18 protein-coding genes are annotated in these 17,989 nt (G+C 69.0%); 7 read left to right on the top strand and 11 right to left on the bottom strand.

Annotated elements, in window-relative coordinates:
• Window positions 1-13 precede the first annotated feature (13 nt).
• The gene (trxB, locus tag GXW79_RS01285; protein ID WP_211872395.1) at window positions 14-991 is read right to left on the bottom strand and encodes a thioredoxin-disulfide reductase; all 978 of its coding nucleotides are present in this window, start codon (window positions 989-991) and stop codon (window positions 14-16) included.
• Between the two features lie 157 nt (window positions 992-1,148).
• Here trxB and GXW79_RS01280 point away from each other — a divergent pair, with 157 nt between their 5' ends.
• Complete coding sequence (locus tag GXW79_RS01280; RefSeq protein ID WP_211872394.1) at window positions 1,149-1,628, top strand: Lrp/AsnC family transcriptional regulator; 480 nt, start codon at window positions 1,149-1,151, stop codon at window positions 1,626-1,628.
• On the opposite strand, the gene GXW79_RS01275 is transcribed toward GXW79_RS01280, so the two are convergent.
• The 7 genes from GXW79_RS01275 to carA form a co-directional block, all read right to left on the bottom strand.
• Window positions 1,625-2,827, bottom strand: a complete 1,203-nt coding sequence (locus tag GXW79_RS01275) for a threonine ammonia-lyase (RefSeq protein WP_211872393.1) — start codon at window positions 2,825-2,827, stop codon at window positions 1,625-1,627. The two genes, GXW79_RS01280 and GXW79_RS01275, sit on opposite strands and share 4 nt — an antisense overlap.
• A 49-nt stretch (window positions 2,828-2,876) precedes the next feature.
• On the bottom strand, window positions 2,877-3,350 hold the full coding sequence (gene greA / locus GXW79_RS01270; protein WP_211872392.1) for a transcription elongation factor GreA: 474 nt from the start codon (window positions 3,348-3,350) through the stop codon (window positions 2,877-2,879).
• 67 nt (window positions 3,351-3,417) lie between these two features.
• Complete coding sequence (carB, locus tag GXW79_RS01265) at window positions 3,418-6,663, bottom strand: carbamoyl-phosphate synthase large subunit (RefSeq protein WP_211872391.1); 3,246 nt, start codon at window positions 6,661-6,663, stop codon at window positions 3,418-3,420.
• A 1-nt stretch (window position 6,664) separates the two neighbouring features.
• Window positions 6,665-6,922, bottom strand: coding sequence for a hypothetical protein (locus GXW79_RS01260; protein WP_211872390.1), 258 nt, complete (start codon window positions 6,920-6,922; stop codon window positions 6,665-6,667).
• The gene (locus GXW79_RS01255) at window positions 6,922-7,554 is read right to left on the bottom strand and encodes a LysE family translocator (RefSeq protein ID WP_211872389.1); all 633 of its coding nucleotides are present in this window, start codon (window positions 7,552-7,554) and stop codon (window positions 6,922-6,924) included. Before GXW79_RS01255 ends, GXW79_RS01260 begins: the two co-directional genes overlap by 1 nt.
• On the bottom strand, window positions 7,554-7,961 hold the full coding sequence (locus GXW79_RS01250; protein WP_211872388.1) for a hypothetical protein: 408 nt from the start codon (window positions 7,959-7,961) through the stop codon (window positions 7,554-7,556). The genes GXW79_RS01255 and GXW79_RS01250 overlap by 1 nt, the downstream gene beginning before the upstream one ends.
• Window positions 7,958-9,340, bottom strand: a complete 1,383-nt coding sequence (carA, locus tag GXW79_RS01245; RefSeq protein ID WP_211872387.1) for a glutamine-hydrolyzing carbamoyl-phosphate synthase small subunit — start codon at window positions 9,338-9,340, stop codon at window positions 7,958-7,960. The genes GXW79_RS01250 and carA overlap by 4 nt, the downstream gene beginning before the upstream one ends.
• A 135-nt stretch (window positions 9,341-9,475) precedes the next feature.
• Here carA and GXW79_RS01240 point away from each other — a divergent pair, with 135 nt between their 5' ends.
• From GXW79_RS01240 to GXW79_RS01230, 4 genes are read left to right on the top strand one after another with little or no spacing between them, the layout of a single operon-like run.
• On the top strand, window positions 9,476-9,931 hold the full coding sequence (locus GXW79_RS01240; RefSeq protein ID WP_211872386.1) for a GatB/YqeY domain-containing protein: 456 nt from the start codon (window positions 9,476-9,478) through the stop codon (window positions 9,929-9,931).
• A gap of 44 nt (window positions 9,932-9,975) precedes the next feature.
• On the top strand, window positions 9,976-10,953 hold the full coding sequence (locus GXW79_RS21325; RefSeq protein ID WP_246503599.1) for a Bug family tripartite tricarboxylate transporter substrate binding protein: 978 nt from the start codon (window positions 9,976-9,978) through the stop codon (window positions 10,951-10,953).
• Window positions 10,954-10,966: 13 nt separating this feature from the next.
• Window positions 10,967-11,431, top strand: a complete 465-nt coding sequence (locus GXW79_RS01235) for a (2Fe-2S)-binding protein (RefSeq protein WP_246503598.1) — start codon at window positions 10,967-10,969, stop codon at window positions 11,429-11,431.
• On the top strand, window positions 11,428-13,530 hold the full coding sequence (locus tag GXW79_RS01230; RefSeq protein ID WP_211872384.1) for a molybdopterin cofactor-binding domain-containing protein: 2,103 nt from the start codon (window positions 11,428-11,430) through the stop codon (window positions 13,528-13,530). Before GXW79_RS01235 ends, GXW79_RS01230 begins: the two co-directional genes overlap by 4 nt.
• Here GXW79_RS01230 and GXW79_RS01225 read toward each other — a convergent pair.
• Window positions 13,527-14,033, bottom strand: coding sequence for a cupin domain-containing protein (locus tag GXW79_RS01225; protein WP_211872383.1), 507 nt, complete (start codon window positions 14,031-14,033; stop codon window positions 13,527-13,529). The two genes, GXW79_RS01230 and GXW79_RS01225, sit on opposite strands and share 4 nt — an antisense overlap.
• Window positions 14,034-14,189: 156 nt before the next feature.
• Here GXW79_RS01225 and GXW79_RS01220 point away from each other — a divergent pair, with 156 nt between their 5' ends.
• Entirely contained in the window at window positions 14,190-14,390 is a 201-nt protein-coding gene (locus tag GXW79_RS01220) for a hypothetical protein (RefSeq protein WP_211872382.1), read from the top strand.
• Between the two features lie 13 nt (window positions 14,391-14,403).
• On the opposite strand, the gene GXW79_RS01215 is transcribed toward GXW79_RS01220, so the two are convergent.
• Window positions 14,404-15,828, bottom strand: a complete 1,425-nt coding sequence (locus GXW79_RS01215) for an amidohydrolase family protein (protein ID WP_211872381.1) — start codon at window positions 15,826-15,828, stop codon at window positions 14,404-14,406.
• A complete protein-coding gene (locus GXW79_RS01210; RefSeq protein WP_211872380.1) occupies window positions 15,828-16,829 on the bottom strand; it encodes a CobW family GTP-binding protein in 1,002 nt (333 codons plus the stop codon). Before GXW79_RS01210 ends, GXW79_RS01215 begins: the two co-directional genes overlap by 1 nt.
• Before the next feature lie 163 nt (window positions 16,830-16,992).
• Between GXW79_RS01210 and GXW79_RS01205 the strand changes: the two genes are divergently transcribed.
• The gene (locus GXW79_RS01205; protein ID WP_211872379.1) at window positions 16,993-17,988 is read left to right on the top strand and encodes a Gfo/Idh/MocA family protein; all 996 of its coding nucleotides are present in this window, start codon (window positions 16,993-16,995) and stop codon (window positions 17,986-17,988) included.
• The last annotated feature ends 1 nt before the right edge of the window (window position 17,989 follow it).

Genomic DNA, 17,989 nt, shown 5'->3' with positions numbered 1-17,989 from the left:
CAAACGATCCTTGTCAGGCGGCAATGACAGCCTGCACGGGGGCCGGCAGATGCGCCAAGTATTTCTCGGCATCGAGTGCCGCCATGCAGCCGGTCCCCGCCGCGGTCACCGCCTGGCGGTAGATCTTGTCGGCGACATCGCCGGCGGCGAAGACGCCCGGGGTGGAGGTGCGCGTGGAGCCCGGCGTGGTGAGCAGATAGCCCTCCGCATCCATCGCGAGTTGGCCGTGGAACAGCGCGGTCGCCGGGTCGTGTCCGATCGCAACGAACGCGCCGTCGATCGGGAAATGCGTGATGGCGTGGGTCTTGGCGTGGCGCAGCGTCAGCGCGCCGAGCGTGGCGATGCGGCCGCCCTCGGCGGGCAGCATCGCGTCGACCACCGTGTCCCACAGGATGGTGACGTTGGGGCGCGCCATAAGCCGCTGCTGCATCACGCGCTCGGCGCGGAAACTGTCGCGGCGATGGATGACCGTGACGTGGGCGGCGAGGTTCGAAAGGTAGAGCGCCTCCTCCACAGCCGAATTGCCGCCGCCGATCACGGCGACGCGCTTGCCGCGATAGAAGAAGCCATCGCAGGTCGCGCAGGCCGAGACACCGAAGCCCGAGAGCTGCTTCTCGCCCGGCACGTGGAGCCAGCGCGCCTGAGCGCCGGTGGCGATGACCAGCGCTTCGGCCTCATAGACCTGCCCGCTGTCGCCGATGGCGCGCAACGGCGGCGCGCCGAGGTCGACTCTGGTGATGACGTCGTGGATGACCTGGGTGCCGCAATGCACCGCCTGGGCGGCCATCTGCTCCATCAGCCAGGGGCCCTGGATGGGGTCTGCGAAGCCGGGGAAATTCTCCACGTCGGTCGTGATGGTGAGCTGGCCGCCGGGTACCAGGCCGGCGACCAGGCGCGGCTCCAGCCCCGCGCGGGCAGCATAGATCGCGGCGGTGTAGCCGGCCGGGCCGGCACCCAGGATCAGCAGGCGCGTGCGGATGGGGTCTGACACGGTGGGACTCGCTTGCACAAAAGATGACAGGGAGGATATCGGACCTGTAGCACGCGGAGGCAACGGCGCGCCTTGATCCGGACAGCTTCCGCAAGGATATTGCGCGCAAGCGCGCGGGGACGACACACTGCGCTGCAAAAGGCAAAGCACCGGCGCAATGAAGTCACAAGAAGCCAGCACCATCCTCGATGCGGTGGACCGCCAGATCCTGGCCGAACTGCAACGCGATGGGCGCATGACGAATGTGGAACTCGCCCGCCGCGTCGCACTGTCTGCTCCGCCTTGCCTCAGGCGCGTGCGCCGGCTGGAGGAGGCCGGCGTGCTGCGCGGCTATCACGCCGACATCGACCCTGTGGCGCTCGGCTGGGAAGTGACGTTCTTCGTCCTGGTCGGGCTCGAGACCCAGAAGCAGGCCGTGCTCGACGCCTTCGAGGCCGAGGTGACGACCTGGCCCGAAGTGCGCGAGTGCCACATGATCCGCGGCGGCGGGGATTTCCTGCTGCGCGTGGTGGCGCGCGACACCGCGCATGAGAATGCGCTGACGGCGCGGCTGACGGGAGCATCCCAGGTGCAGAAGGTCATGACGCTGCAGACCATCCGCACGGCAAAGGATGCGCCCGGCGTGCCGGTGGACTAGCCCTTCCGCACCACATAGTCGCCCGCCTCGAGCAGCGTGGTGATGGCATTGGCCTGGTGCGCGTCGCGCACCTCGACCATCAGCTCCAGCTCCGCGGATTGCACGGAGGGGGCGGCGAACAGGCGCTGGTGGCTCACCTCGATGACGTTGCCGCCGGCCTGGGCCACGCGCGTGGCGATATCGGCCAGCACGCCGGGGCGGTCGGGGATGCTCAGATGCAGGCGCAGCAGCCGCCCGTCGCGCAACAGGTTGCGCAGCAGCACGTTGGACAGGATGCGGGCATCGATGTTGCCGCCGCAGACGGGGATGCCCACGGTGCGGCCGGCGAAGCGTTCGGGGAAGGCCAGTACTGCCGCGAGTGCGGCGGCCCCTGCCCCCTCGGCCACCACCTTGGCGCCCTCTGCCAACAGCGCGATCGCCTGTTCGACGGCGCGTTCGGGCACGACCAGCACCTCGATCCCCATAGACTGGAGCATGGCGAAGGGCGTTTCGCCCACGTCACGCACGGCGATGCCCTCGGCGATGGTTGGGCCGCCGACCTTGACCGGCTGTCCCGCGAGGCGCTGCGCCATCGCCGGGTAGAACTCGCCTTCGACGCCGAGCATGGTGATACCCGGCTTGAGCGCGCGCGCGGCGGTGGCGCAGCCGGCGAGCAGCCCACCGCCGCCGACCGGGACCACCATCACTTCAATCGCCGGCGCGTCCTCGATCATCTCGAGCGCCATGGTCGCCTGGCCGGCGATGACGCCGAGATCATCATAGGGGTGGATGAAGACGTAGCCGTTTTGCTCGGCCAGCGCATGCGCATGGCCAGCGGATTCCGCGAGCGTCTCGCCCACCAGCTCCACCCGCGCACCCCAGCCCTCGGTGCGCACCACCTTCGTCGCCGGCGTGAAGCGCGGCATCACGATCGTGGCCCGGATACCAAGCAGCGAGGCATGCCGCGCCACCGCCTGGGCGTGGTTGCCGGCAGACATGGCGATGACGCCGGCCGCGCGTTCGGCCGCGCTCAGCAGCGAGAGGCGGTTCGCCGCGCCACGCTCCTTGAAGGCGCCGGTGGCCTGGAGGTTGTCGAGCTTGAGGAACACGCGCGCGCCGGTCGCTCGCGACACGGAATCGCTTTCGATCGTCGGCGTGCGGATGATCCGTCCCGCAATGCGGTCGGCGGCGGCGCGGATATCGTCGAGCGTCAGGGTCATGGCCCGCTCGTTGTGCGGTCACGACCCAAAAGTCAAAAAGAAATCCGCCTCAGGCGTATTTGACGGCGGTGATCTCGACCGAACGCGCCCCGCCTGGTGCCGGCACCTCGACAGTGTCACCCGTCTTTTTGCCGATGAGCGCCTTGGCCAGAGGCGAGGTGATCGAGATGGACGCGTTCTTCATGTCCGCCTCGTACTGGCCGACGATGCGGTAGGTCTTCTCGTCTTCGCTCTCCTCGTCGACGATCGTCACATGCGCGCCGAAGCGCACCTGGTTGCCCGAGATCTTGGTGACGTCGATGACCTCGACCGAGGGGATGATGGCTTCGAGCTCGGCAATGCGGCCCTCGATGAAGGACTGTTTCTCCCGCGCAGCGTGGTATTCGGCGTTTTCCGAAAGATCACCATGCGCGCGGGCTTCGGCAATCGCGCGGATCACGGCGTGTCGCTCGTCGCCCTTCAGCAAACGGAGTTCCTCTTCCAGACGAACCAGACCTTCAGCGGTCATGGGGAACTTCTGCACGATGCGCGTATCCCTGGATGGTGGGGTCAAATACCAATGTCGCGGGGGCCTCTCGGCCACCCGCGCACTAGAATGACTGCTGAAAGTAGGACTGCAAGGGCGCAACATCAAGGGTTCCGGCCTTGAGCGCGGCGATCGCGTGGACCGCGGCCCGGGCGCCGGCGGCCGTGGTGTAGTGCGGCACGCCATGGGTCAGCGCGCTGCGGCGGATGTCGAAACTGTCGGAGACGGACTGCCCGCCGCCGGTGGTGTTGATCACCAGCTGGATGTCGCCCGACTTGATCGCGTCCACGCAATGCGGCCGGCCTTCGAGCACCTTGTTGACGACCGTGACCTCGATGCCGGCCTCACGCAGCCGCGCCGCCGTGCCGCGGGTAGCGATGAGGGCGAAACCCATTTCGGTGAGACGGCGGGCCAGGGAAACCGCCGCGCCCTTGTCGGAATCCTTGACCGAGATGAAGGCGGACCCGGCCTCCGGGAGCTTCACCCCCGCGCCCATCTGCGCCTTGAGGAAGGCACGCTCGAAGGAGCGATCCAGGCCCATGACCTCGCCGGTGGATTTCATCTCCGGCCCGAGGATCACATCGACGTTGGGGAAGCGGTTGAAGGGGAAGACGGCTTCCTTGACGGCGACGTGGCGGTAGATCGCGTCGTCGTCGAGCTTGAAGTCCTTCAGCAGCGCGCCCGCCATCACCTGCGCGCCGATCTTGGCGACTGCGATGCCGGTGGCCTTGGCGACGAAGGGCACCGTGCGCGAGGCGCGGGGGTTCACTTCGAGGACGTAGATGTCGCCATCCTTGACCGCGTATTGCACGTTCATCAGCCCGCGCACCTTGAGTGCGCGCGCCATGGCTTCGGTCTCGGCCTTGAGTTCGGTGACGATGGCGGGGGGGAGGGAATAGGGCGGCAGCGAGCAGGCGGAATCGCCGGAATGGATGCCGGCTTCCTCAATGTGTTCCATCACGCCGGCGACATAGACGGCGCCTTCGGCATCGGCGATGCAGTCCACATCCACCTCGATGGCGTCGGCGAGGTACTGGTCGATGAGGATTGGGTTCTCGCCGGAGACGCGCACGGCCTCCTTGCCGAAGCGGAGCAGCTGTTCGCGATTGTGGGCGATCTCCATGGCGCGGCCGCCGAGCACGTAGGAAGGACGCACGACGACGGGGTAGCCGATGCGTTCGGCCTCGATGAGCGCCTCGTCGAGCGTGCGCGCAATGCCGTTCTGCGGCTGCTTCAGGCCGAGGGTTTTCAGCAGCCCCTGGAACAGCTCGCGATCCTCGGCCATGTCGATGGCCTCCGCGGAGGTCCCGAGGATGGGGATGCCCGCCTTGTGCAGCGCCTGGCTGAGCTTGAGCGGCGTCTGGCCACCATACTGTACGATGCAGCCGAGCAGCGTGCCGTTGGACTGTTCCGTGCGGATGAGGGCGAGGACGTCCTCTTCGGTCAAAGGCTCGAAATAGAGGCGGTCGGAGGTGTCGTAATCGGTGCTGACGGTCTCGGGGTTGCAGTTGACCATGATGGTCTCGAAGCCGGCGTCGCGCAGCGCGTAGCAGGCATGGACGCAGCAATAGTCGAACTCGATGCCCTGGCCGATGCGGTTGGGGCCGCCGCCGAGAATGATGATCTTCTGCCGATCTGTGGGGCGCGATTCGCAGACGGGTTCGCCGAAGCCGCCCTCGTAGGTGGAATACATGTAGGGCGTGTCGGAGACGAACTCCGCGGCGCAGGTGTCGATGCGCTTGTAGACCGGGTGCACGTTGAGCGCTGCGCGCCTAGCCGCGACCGAAGCGGCGGTGGTGTTGGTGAGCGTACCAAGGCGCGTGTCGGAGAAGCCCATCGCCTTCAGCGCGCGCAGAGTCTGCGCGGTGGTCGGCAGGCCCTTCGCCTCGACCTCGCGCTCGGCAGCGATGATCATCGCGAGCTGGTCCAGAATCCAGGGATCGAATTTCGACGCGTCATGGATGTCGGTGAGCGGGACGCCGGCGCGGATGGCGTCGGCCGCGACGAGCAGGCGGTCGGGCTTGGCGATGGTGAGTGCGGCGCGATAAGCCTCCGCCGAGCCATCGCCGGGGACGTCGACGGGGTCGAGGCCGGTGAGGCCGGTTTCCAGGCCGCGCAGGCCCTTCTGCAGCGCCTCGGCAAAGGAGCGACCGATGGCCATGGTCTCGCCGACCGACTTCATCGAGGTGGTGAGCGTCACCGGCGTGCCGGGGAATTTTTCAAACGTGAAGCGGGGAATCTTCACCACGACATAGTCGATGGTCGGCTCGAAACTCGCCGGCGTGACGCGGGTGATGTCGTTCGCCAGTTCGTCCAGCGTGTAGCCGACAGCGAGTTTCGCGGCGATCTTGGCAATCGGAAAACCCGTGGCCTTGGACGCGAGCGCTGACGAGCGCGACACGCGCGGGTTCATCTCGATCACCACCATGCGGCCATCGACGGGGTTGATGCCGAACTGCACGTTGGACCCGCCGGTATCGACGCCGATCTCGCGCAGGCAGGCGATCGAGGCGTCGCGCATGCGCTGGTATTCGCGGTCCGTCAGCGTGAGCGCGGGGGCAATGGTGATGGAATCGCCGGTGTGGACGCCCATCGGGTCCAGATTCTCGATGGAGCAGATGATGATGCAGTTGTCGTTGCGGTCGCGCACGACCTCCATCTCGAATTCCTTCCATCCGAGGACGCTTTCCTCGACCAGGATTTCGGTCGTCATCGATGCCGCCAGGCCACCGCCAGCGATCTGCTCGAATTCCTCGCGGTTGTAGGCAATGCCGCCGCCGGTGCCGCCGAGCGTGAAGGAGGGGCGGATCACGCAGGGCAGCTTGATCTGTTCCAGCGCAGCGCGGGCTTCCTCCATCGTGTGGGCAATGGCGCTGCGCGGACTCTCGATGCCGATCTTCGTCATCGCGTCGCGGAACTTCAGCCGGTCCTCGGCCTTGTCGATCACCTCGGCCTTGGCGCCGATCAACTCGCACTTGTACTTCTCAAGGATGCCAGCCTCGGCGAGTTTCAGCGCGGTGTTCAGCGCGGTCTGCCCGCCCATGGTCGGCAGCAGCGCGTCGGGGCGTTCCTTCGCGATGATCTTTTCCACCATCTCGACGGTGATGGGTTCGATGTAGGTCGCATCCGCGAGGCCCGGGTCGGTCATGATCGTGGCGGGGTTGGAGTTCACCAGGATGACGCGGTAGCCCTCCGCACGCAGCGCCTTGCACGCCTGGGCGCCGGAATAGTCGAACTCGCAGGCCTGGCCGATCACGATGGGCCCGGCACCAATGATCAGGATGGACGAGATATCCGTGCGCTTGGGCATGTCAGGCTCCGGTGCGGAGGCCGCGCGCCACGAAGGGCAGCGCCGCGAGGTGAGAGGCGGACCAGAAGGCGAGCAGCGCCAAGGTCGGCCCGAGGGCGAGCAGGCTCGACACCATCAGGTGCGCCAGCGCTGAGAGCGCCATTATCGGCGGCACCGCGGCCGGCTCGCGCGTGCCGAGCAGGCCGGTCGCGAGGCGCCCAGCGGCGTACGCGTAGAGCGCGCCGACCGGCAGAAGGACGAGGATGAGCCAGGGCGACATCAACCCCGGCTTTCAGTCGCGAGCTTCACTGCCAAAAGCCCCAGCGCCCCACCGAGCACCCAGCGCTGCACCGTCATCCAGGCCGGTCGCGTGCCGAGAAAGCGCGACACCCCCGCCCCCCCCCAGACCAGCGCCACGTCGAACACCGTGCACACCGCGATCTGGATGCCGCCCAGGATGATACCTTGAGTCAGCACGTCACCGCGCGTGGCATCGATGAAGGGCGGCAGCACGGCGACGTAGAACAACGCGACCTTCGGGTTCAGCGCGGCCGTCGCGATGCCAACCGTGAACAGCCGCCAGCCCGGCTCGCGCGGCATCGGACGCGCGGCGAAGATTGGCGCCCCACCGGGCCGCAGGCATTGCCAGGCGAGGTAGAGCAGATAGGCGGCACCCCCAAGTCGCAGCGCATCCCAGGCGAGCGGCACGGCGAACAGCGCCGCAGTGATGCCCGCCGCCGCGCACAGCATGATCAGCAGCGATCCGAACTGGCAGCCGAGCAGGCTCACCATCCCTGCGCCGGTGCCCTGCGCGAGCGATCGCGAGACCAGGTAGATCATATTCGGCCCCGGCGTCGCCGCCAGGCCGAAGGACAGCACGGCGAAAACCAGCAACGTTTCCGCCGACGGCATCAGCGGAATTCCTCGTCCCGCGGCACCGCGCGCAGCCAGGCGCGCAGGCGCCAGAACCCGTCATCGAGCATCGTGGTGCCACGGGCGTAGCCGATGCGGGCGATCAGCGGCAGGTCCACCGCCGCCTCTTCCCAGCGCGGGGCATGGCCGACCGCGTTGATCGCCTCGATCGCGACCACGCCCTCGATCCGCCCGGTGGCATCGCGCAGCACGGCGTGGCCCGGCGCGTCGCCACTCTGACCGGGCATCGCGACCAGGCGCTGGCCGCGGCAGATGGCCAGGGAGTGCCGCGCATCCGGGCTCACGCTGTGCAACACGGGATCGGCGCAATCGACCGGCGGGGCCGTGGCCGCGGCGATGCCGATAAAGGCGGCAAGCCCGACCAGGCCGAGGAGAATGGTCTTCATACGGTGGCCTTTTCCTTGGTCGCCTCGATCAGGCGGACGAAGCGGTGGAACAGGTGGTGGCTGTCGCTTGGCCCCGGGCTCGCCTCGGGATGGTACTGCACCGAGAAGGCGGGGAATTCGTCCGAGGCGATGCCCTCGTTCGAGCCGTCGAACAGCGAGACGTGGGTGACGTGCGCGCTGGCCGGCAGCGTCTCGGGGTCGATCGCGAAGCCGTGGTTCTGCGCGGTGATCTCGACGCGGCCGGTGGCGAGGTCGCGCACCGGCTGGTTCGCGCCGCGATGGCCGCGGTCGAGCTTGTAGGTCCTGGCCCCGAGCGCGAGGCCGAGCAGCTGGTGCCCGAGGCAGATGCCGAAGACCGGCACGCCCGCCGCCATCACGCCCTGGATGGCGGGGACCGCGTAGACACCCGTTGCGGCCGGGTCACCCGGGCCATTGGACAGGAACACGCCGTCCGGCACGTGCGCCAGGATCTCCTCCGCCGTGGCGTCGGCCGGCACCACCGTCACGGCGAGCCCGGCCGCAGCGAGGCAGCGGAGGATGTTCCGCTTCGCGCCGTAATCCACGGCGACCACGCGGTGGCGCGGTGCCGCCGCGGGGGCGAAGCCATCCGGCCAGGCCCAGGTGGCCTCATCCCAAACGAAGCTCTGCCGGCAGGACACCTCGCGGGCGAGGTCCATCCCCTCCAGCCCCGGCCAGGCCCTCGCCTGGGCGAGCAAACCCGCGATGTCGAAGCGGCCATCGGCGGGGTGGGCGATGACGCCGTTGGGTGCGCCGCCGTCGCGGATCCGCGCCGTCAGCGCGCGGGTGTCGATGCCGGCGATGCCGGGCACGCCGTGGCCGCGCAGCCAGGCATCGAGGTGGCGCGTGGACCGCCAGTTGGCCGGGTTCGTGATGTGCTGCTTCACGACCAGACCGCGCGCGACCGGCGTCGCGGCTTCCATGTCCTCGGCATTGGTGCCGGTGTTGCCGATATGGGGGAAGGTGAAGGCGATGATCTGCGCGGCGTAGGAGGGGTCCGTCAGCGTCTCCTGGTAGCCGGTCATGCCCGTGTTGAAGCAGAGCTCGGCGACCTGGGTGGCGTGGGCGCCAAAGCCCTCGCCCCAGAAGACGCTGCCATCGGCGAGGACCAGGGCGGCGGTCGCACCCTGCGGCGGCGCGTCGGGAGCTTCGGGCATCGGCGGGGTCTCCGGGGCGGGCGGGGCGGCGGCGGTGAGGTCGGCGAGCGTCAGGCCGGTCGTGGCCAGGATGGCCTGCCAGTGCTTGGCCGGCACGGCGCGTGCCTGGCGCCACTTGCGGATGGCCTCGGTGCCGACGCCGCAGCGGGCGGCCGCCGCCTCGGGGCCGCCCAGCAGGGCGATGATCTCGTCTATGCTGCGCATGGCGCCGTTATCTGGGAAAAAACTTCCCAGGTCCAGCTTTGTCCCGAGTCACGATAAGAAATTTCCCAGGTGACATATACGGGCGGTTCACGATCACCTATGCACGACCCAGTACGAGCCAGGGAGTTCCGCGCCATGGATTTGCGCAGCCGTTTCACCGCCGCCCTTAAGACCGCCATGATCGCCAAGGACGCGCCGCAGACCTCGACCATCCGCATGATCATGGCGAAGCTGAAGGACACCGACATCGCCGCCCGGCCGAGCGGGGTGGAGCAGATCCCCGAGGAGCAGATCATCTCCATGCTGCGCGGCATGGTGAAATCGCGCCGCGAGAGCATGGAGATGTACACCCAGGGCAACCGCCCGGAGCTCGCGGCCAAGGAGGCCGCCGAGATCGTGGTGATCGAAGGCTTCCTGCCGGCCCAGATGGACGAGGGCGCGGTGGCCGCCGCCGTCGATGCCGCAATTGCCGAGGCCGGGGCCACCTCGGTCAAGGAGATGGGCAAGGTCATGGCGGTGCTGCGGGCGAAGCACGCCGCGACGCTCGACATGGCCAAGGCCGGTGCGCTGGTGAAGGCGAAGCTGGGCTAGTCCGGTCGCTTGCCGCGGGGCTGTTTCACCCGCCACACTGCGGCATGGTCGGCCCCAGCCTAATCACGCCACGCCGCGCGATCCTTGCCGCGGCGCTGGGCGCTTCGAGCGCGCCGCGCGCGCAACCCGCCTGGCCGAACCGGCCGGTGCGCATCATCATCCCCTTCGCGCCCAGCGGCGGGGCCGACACCTTCACCAGGCTGATGACGGAACCGCTCGCGGCCGCCTTCGGCCAGCCTTTCATCGTGGAGAACCGTCCCGGGGGCGGCGGGGTGATCGGCACGGATGCGGCGGCCAAATCCACCCCCGACGGGCACACGCTGCTGATGCTGACGGTGACGCTCACCGCAAACGAGACGCTGATGCCCAATCGCCCCTACGTGCTGCTGCGCGACCTGGCCCCCGTTGCCAGCCTGAACCGCACGCTGCAGGTCCTGGTGGTGAACCCTGCCCTGCCGGTGACCACCGTGGCCGAGCTGGTCGAATGGGCGAAGACCCGCCCCGGCCAGCTCGACTACGCCACCGCGGGGCCGGGCACGCCCTACCACATCGCGTTCGAGGTGTTCCGCCACATGGCCGGCATCCAGGTGCAGCACATCCCCTTCCGGCTCAGCGGCGATGCCCGCAATGCGGTGGTCGGCGGCCAGGTGCCGGCGATGTTCGACGGCATCGCGACGATGCTGCCGCTGATCCGCGCCGGGCGCGTGCGCGCGCTGGCCACGACCGGCACCGAGCGTTCGACGCTGATGCCCGATACGCCCACAGTCGCCGAGACCCTGCCCGGCTATGAGCAGGTGGGCTTCAACGGGCTGCTCGCTCCGTTCGCGACGCCGCGGGCGGTGATCGAGCGGCTGAATGCCGAGATCAACCGCATCATCGCCACCGACGCGATCAAGGATGCCTTCGCGCGCCTGGGCGCCGAGATCGCGCCGATGCCGCCCGAGGCGTTCGGCGACGTGTTGCGCGCCGATATCGAGCGACGCCGGGTCTGGATCAACCTCGCCGGCATCCAGCCGCAATGAGTGGAGATTTCGCTTGATCGCCTTCACGTTGAACGGGGCGCCCGCGGCGCTCGACCTGCCCGAGGATGTGCCACTGCTGGCCGCGCTGCGCGAAGCCGCCGGCCTTTCCGGCCCGCGCTTCGGCTGCGGGGTGGAGGCGTGCGGCGCCTGCCATGTGCTGTTGGATGGGCGCTCGGTGCCGTCGTGCCTGTTGCCGCTTTCCGCGGTCGCGGGCCGCGCCGTGACCACGGTCGAGGGGCTGGGGTCGGAAACCGCGCCGCACCCGTTGCAGTCGGCCTTTCTCGCCGAGCAGGCGGGGCAATGCGGGTATTGCCTGTCCGGCATCCTCATCAGCGCGGTGGCGCTGCTGCAGGCGAAGCCGGACCCGGACGAGGCAGAGGTGCGCGCGGCGCTGGAGCCGCATCTGTGCCGCTGCGGCAGCCACAACCGCATCATCCGCGCGGTGCTACGCGCCGCCCGCGAAGGAGTGCCGGCATGAGTGCGACGCTGCCCGCCTCGCTCGCGGCCAATCCGCGGTTGTCGCAATGGCTGGGCTTCACGCCCGACGGCGCGGTGGTGATCCGCCCCGGCAAGGTCGAGATCGGCCAGGGCATCCTCACCGCGCTCACCCAGATCGCCGCCGATGAACTCGACGTCGCCATCCCGCGCATCCGCATCGAGACCGTCGCCACGCCGACCAGCCCCGACGAGGGTGTGACCTCCGGCAGTCTATCGGTGCAGAACAGCGGTGTCGCGCTGCGCCATGTCTGCGCCGAGGCGCGCGCGATCTTCCTCGGCGTGGCCGCACAGGGCAGCGGCGTGCCGATCGAGGCGCTGCGCGTCGAGGATGGGGATTTCGTTGGGCCGCAGGGTGCGGTCGGCTCGTACTGGACGCTGGCCGAGCGCGGGCTGCTCGATGGCGAGGCGACGCCGGGCGCGCGCGCCAAGCCGCCGGCGGCGCGCGTTACGGCGGGAACCTCAACCGCGCGGCTTGATTTACCGGACAAGGTGTTCGGCCGCCCGCGCTTCCTGCACGACATGCACCCCGCAGGGCTGCTGCATGCGCGCGTGCTGCGGCTGCCCTCGCGCGGGGCCACTTTGCGCGAGGTCGCGCCGGGCCCGCTGCCGGAGGGTGCCACGCTGGTGCGCGATGGCAGCTTCCTTGCGGTCCTCGCCGAAGCTGAGCATGTCGCGGACAAGGCGCTGGCCCGCCTCGCCCGCCTCGCGCAATGGGATGAGCACGACACGCTGCCCGACGAGGGCGCGATGCCCGCCTGGCTGCGCCAGGCCGCGGGCGAGAGCAGTGTCGTCGCCGAGCACGACCGCGGCGAAGCTCCCGCGACGCGTCGCATCAAGCGCGACTTCTTCCGACCCCTGGTGGCGCATGCCTCGGTGGGGCCGTCCTGCGCGATGGCGTGCTGGACGGGCGAGGCGGTCGAGGTCTGGTCGCACACGCAGGGGCCGTACAACCTGCGCCTGGATCTCGCGAAGGCGTTGCGTATCCCAGTGGAATCGGTGGTGGTCCGCCACGTCGAGGGGGCCGGCTGCTACGGCCACAATGGCGCCGACGACGTGGCGCTGGACGCAGCGCTGGCCGCGCGCGGCGTCCCCGGACGCACCGTGCGCGTGTTGTGGAGCCGCGCGGATGAACTGGGCTGGTCGCCTTTCTCCTCGGCCATGCTGGTGGAGGTCGAGGCGGGGCTGGATGACGCCGGCAACATTGCGGAATTCAGGCTGGACGTGACCAGCAACGGACATTCCTCCCGCCCTGGGCGCGGCGCGCTGCCGACGTTGCTCGCGGCATCGACGCTGGACCCGCCCTTCGCCGTGCCCCTCGCGATCAACATGCCGGTCAAGGGCGGCGGCGGGGCGCAGCGCAACGCGGTGCCGATCTACCGCATCGGCAAGCTGAACATCGGCATGCGCACCATCACCGACATGCCGATCCGCACCTCGGCGATGCGCGGCCTCGGCGCGCCGGTGAATGTCTGGGCGATCGAGGCGGCGATGGACGAGCTGGCGGGGCTGGCTGGCGAGGACCCCCTCGCCTTCCGGCTGCGCCATCTCGATGACGCGCGTGCCGCCGCCGTACTGCAACGCGCGGCCGACATGGCAGGCTGGGCGCAGCGCGGGACGGCTGAGGGCACCGGCATGGGCCTCGCCGTCGCCCGCTACAAGAACCTCGGTGCCTGGTGCGCTGTGGTGGCCGAGGTCGCCGCCGAGGCGGAGGTGCGGGCCACGCGAATCTGGATCGCCGCTGATCTTGGTGAGGTGGTCAACCCGGACGGCGCCGTCAACCAGCTCGAAGGCAGCGCCATCCACGCCACCAGCCAGGCGCTGAAGGAGGCGGTGCGCTTCGACCGCCGCCGCGTCACATCCGACAGCTGGGACAGCTACCCGATCCTGCGCTTCTCCGAAGTGCCCAAGGTGGACGTCGCCCTTATCGACCGGCCCGAGATGCCGCCTCTCGGCGCTGGCGAGCCGGCCTTCGGGCCAACCGTCGCGGCCATCGCCAATGCGATCCATGCCGCCCTCGGCGTGCGGCCGCGAGCGATGCCGTTCACCGCGGCGAACCTCGCCGCGGCGATGGAGACCTAGGCCGCGGCGTCGACCGCGACATAGGGCTGGCGCTTCACCCGGTCCATGTTCATGCCCTCGATGCGCAGAAGCCGGGTCGGCCCGTCCCGGCGCGGGGAATGCAGCACGCCCGCCTCGTAGAGATAGGCATCGCCCGGGTGCAGCGCGTAGTCGCGCAGGCGCGTGACCTTGCCCGGCGCGGTCTCGGTCGGGCGCGCGACGCATTCCCAATCGGTCATCATCGTATCGCCGGCGGCCTGGCCGTAGATCGCCCAGGAGGGGCCGTGATCGTGCGGCGGGCTCTGCTTCGCGCCGGCATAGGCGTGGGCGAGGATGGTGAAGCCGAGATCGGGGTCCTCGTACAGGACGTGCCGCTCGGGCGTGCCGTCCGGGATGGCGGCGGCGATGAAGGCCTGGTCCTTCAGCGCCTCGCGTACCAGGCCGCAGATCTTCTCGCGGCCGCCGGGGCCTGGGTCGGCGGTGATGGCGTCGCGGCACTGCGCGGCGAATTCCTCAAGCGTCATGGGGTGTGCTCCCTTGCGGATGTCCGCCAAACAGGATGCGCCGGCCCGCGCGCGGAGGGAAGCCGCCACGACACCGTGCGCCACGGGGGATGGAAACGCCCCGCGCGGAAGCGTACCTCTTCTCGCGCACTGACCCCAAGACCAAGGAGGATCCCCATGGCTGCAACAACCGATCTCGAACGTGTCGTCGAACAGCTTCGCCGCGGCGCGCCGACGCGCCAGAGCCTCGAGGCCCTGCGTCGCGGTCAGCAGCCGGAGGCGACCGCCTCGGCCGAGGATTGCCTCAAGGCCGGGCGCGATCCGGCGCGCGTCTTCGACCCCATCCGCCGCCAGCAGGGAACGCGCGACGCAGCCTGAGACTGGCTTGCGGCTAGACCGCCGGCCGGCTGCGCACGTCGTCGGGGATCTTGCGCGGCAGGAATTCGCCCTGCTTGAGGTCGCCGGAAAACACGCCGTCCTCGACCACCACCTTGCCACGCAGCACCGTGACGCGCGGCCAGGCGGTGACCTGGTGGCCTTCCCAGGGCGTGTAGTCCGTCTCGTGCATATCCTCGGCGCGGATGGTCTTGTCGATGCCGGTCTCGAGCACGACCACATCCGCGTCGGAGCCAACAGCGAGCGCGCCCTTTCGCGGATACAGCCCCATGATCTTGGCCGCGTTCGTCGAGATCATGTCCACGAAATGCTCCGGCGTGTAGCCGCGCTTGGTGACCATCTGCGTGTACATCAGCCCCACGCGAGGCTCGACGCCGGAATTTCCACCCGTCGTGTCGTCGATGCGACTGCCCTGCAGCTTGATGCGTAAGGGGCAGCACAGCTCATCGGTGGCAATGACCTGCAGCGCGCCGCGGTTGGTCGCTTCCCACAGCTTCTTCTGGTCCTCGGGATACTTCAGCGAGGGGTAGGTGTGATAGATCTGCGCGTTGGGCTTCTTGTAGTCCTCGGCGGTGTACATCAGGTACTGATGCAGCGTTTCACCGTACATCGGGAAGCCGCGAGCACGCGAGTTGGCCAACGCGGCAACGCCCGTCGCGGCCGAGACATGCACCATGTACAGCGCGCATCCCTCAACGTTTTCGGCGAGGCGAATGACGCGGTTGAAGGCGAGTTCCTCGGACAGCGTGTTGTGGACCTCGGCCATGAATTCGAAGCCGACGCGGTTCTCGCGGATCAGCTTCTCGTACATGAACATGACGATGTCATTGTCCTCGGCGTGGATGGCGGCGATGCCGCCCTCCTTGGCCACCACCTTCAGCGCTTCCCAGATATGGCCGTGCTGCACCATCCGCCCGGTCTGGCCGATGCGGATGTCGGTGGTGAACATCTTGATGCTCGCATGGCCGGCCTGCATCGCCTCGGCCAGCTCGGAGAACTGCACCGGCGGGATGGCGCCCATCAGCGTCAGGTGCCAAGCATAGTCGCAGTAGCAATCGCCCTTCCAGATGGCGTCGGTCTGCTCGATCGCCTGCTGGATGGAGCGCTCATGCGTGCACTGCACGAAGTCGATCAGCGTGGTGGTGCCGCCCCAGAGTGCCGCGCGGCTGACCTGCGAGGGCGGGTCGGTGAATTTCGGCGGGTCGTTGGCACTCATCCGGATCGCGGAGGAGGCGTGGATGTGCGGGTCGATCCCGCCGGGGATGACGAGGCCACCCTTGGCATCGATGACGCGCGCAGCCTGCGCCAGGCTGCCCGGCGCGCCGATCGCCGCGATGCGCTGGCCCGCGATGCCGAGATCGACCGCGGCGAGCCCGCTCGGCAGCACGCATTGCCCATTGGTGATCACCAGATCCAGCATCACGCCACTCCCTGTTGCAGTGTTTCGCCGATGGCCGGGTCGCCGGCCGCGAACGCGTCGAGCAGGATCGCCGGCGCCAGATTGCGCATGATGAAGACCATGCGGCTCGTGCGGTCGGCATCCGGCCAGTCATCGAGCCAGCGCGGCTCGTACATCGTGTGCTGCACGGCGTGGATGGCGGCTGGCCCCCCTGCGCGGTCTGCGAACTCGACGATGCCCTTCACCCGCAGCAGATCCTCGCCGTGCGCCTGCGCGAGGCGACCGAGCGCCATGGCGAAGGCGAGCCGTGTCATTGGCCGGCGCAGCGTGAGCGTAAAGGCGGCGATGCCATGGGCATGCACGGCCGTCGCCGAAAACCTGGCGCGCGGGATGCGGATGACACCACCACCGAACAGCACGGTCGCGGGATCGGTCTCGCGCGCATCGATCAGCGTCGCGGTGGGATTGAGCGCGTCGAGTTGCGCGCGGAGGTCTTCGGCCAACGGAGCAAGGTCCGTCTTGGTCAGCAGCAGTCGATCCGCGCTCGCGGCCTGCGCCACGGCTTCGGGAAACCGCGCGAGTGTCGCAAGGCCGAGCACCACATCGATCGCCGTCACCACCGTATCGACGCGCAGCGAGGCTTCGAGAAAGGCATCGGCCGAAAGCGTGTAGAGAATTGGCGATGGCTCCGCGAGGCCGCTCGTCTCCAGCACGATGCGGCGGAAGCGCTGGTCGCCCCGCGCGTGGCGACGCAGCAGCATGTAGAGCGTGTCGGCCAGGTCCTGGCGCACGGCACAGCAGACGCAGCCATTGGGCAGCTCGACCACATCCTGGTCGACCGCGTCGAGCAGCAGGTGGTCCAGCCCCACGGCGCCGAACTCATTGATAATGACGGCGGTGTCAGAAAAATCCGGCTGCGCCAGCACGCGCGAGAGAAAGCTGGTCTTGCCGCTGCCGAGAAAGCCCGTCAGCACCGAGAACGGCAACGGCGCATCGGGTATCGGCGGGCGCGGCGCGATCATCGCCGGTCGTCTCCCGGTGCCATGTCGATGATCCTCATCTCGCCGCCCGCCATGCTCCCGAAGGCGAGCCTCGCACGTCACGCGCGGGGGCGTAAACCGCGCGAGTTGAACCGCGCCTCTGCTGCGGCGATGCTGTGGCGCCACCGTTGAGGAGAGAGCTGCCATGGATGTCCGATCGCTGCGCTGGGGGCTGGTGGGGCTCGGCTCGCTTGCAGCCAATGGCATCGTGCCCGCGGCGGCACGTTCGCAATTCGCGCGCATCACGGCCGGCATGACGCGCGATGCGGCCAAGGGCCAGGCTTTCGGCGCCGCGCACCACATCCCGCGCATCCACGCGACGGTCGAGGCGCTGGTCGAGGACCCGGAGGTCGACGCGGTCTTCGTGATGAGCCCGAACGACGCGCATCTCGCGCCCGTGCTCGCCGCCGCGGCCGCGGGCAAGCCGGTGCTGTGCGAAAAGCCGCTCGCGATGACCGAGGCCGATGCGCAGCGCATGATCGATGCCTGCGAGCAGGCTGGGGTGATGCTGCGCCTCGGCCTGCACCTGCGCTTCGAAAAATTCCTCGACCGCGTGGCGGAGGTGTTGCGCGAGGGCCGCATCGGGACCGTCCGGGCATTGTCCATCGAGCGTGCGGCCCCGCTTGCCGAGCGATCCGCCTGGCGGGAGGACCCGGCGCGCGGTGGCAGCATCCTCTACGATGTCGGGCTGCACCTGCTCGACGCGGTGCCGCGGCTGATCGGGCAGGCGCTGGTCGATGTCGCGGGCCTCGCCTCCCCGCCGCCGGGCAGCGGGATGGGCGCGGACACCATCACTCTGCTGCTGCGCAGTGAGGGAGACGTGCAGGTGAGCCTGCGCGCCTCGCGGGAGGCACCGTATGCAGGCAATGACCTGGTCGTGATCGGCACGGCGGGGATGCTGCGCACCGGACCACTGCGCTGGGCTGGCGAATTCTCGATGACCATCACCAATGCCGAGGGCGTGGTGCGCGAGCGGATGGACGCCTGCGACCTCTACCGCGACGAGTTGGACGGCTTCGCGCGCGACCTGGCAGATGGCGGCACGCGCCTGGGCACCGGCTCCGACGGGCTGCGGCTGGTGCGGATGGCGGCGGTGATCGAGCGCGCCCTAGCGGAGGGTCGCCGCCTCCCATTCGCGTGAC

Source organism: Plastoroseomonas arctica, assembly GCF_018128965.1.
Classification (GTDB): domain Bacteria; phylum Pseudomonadota; class Alphaproteobacteria; order Acetobacterales; family Acetobacteraceae; genus Plastoroseomonas; species Plastoroseomonas arctica.
Note: the sequence above shows the minus strand (reverse complement) of the source record. Positions and strands in the feature narration are given on the sequence as shown.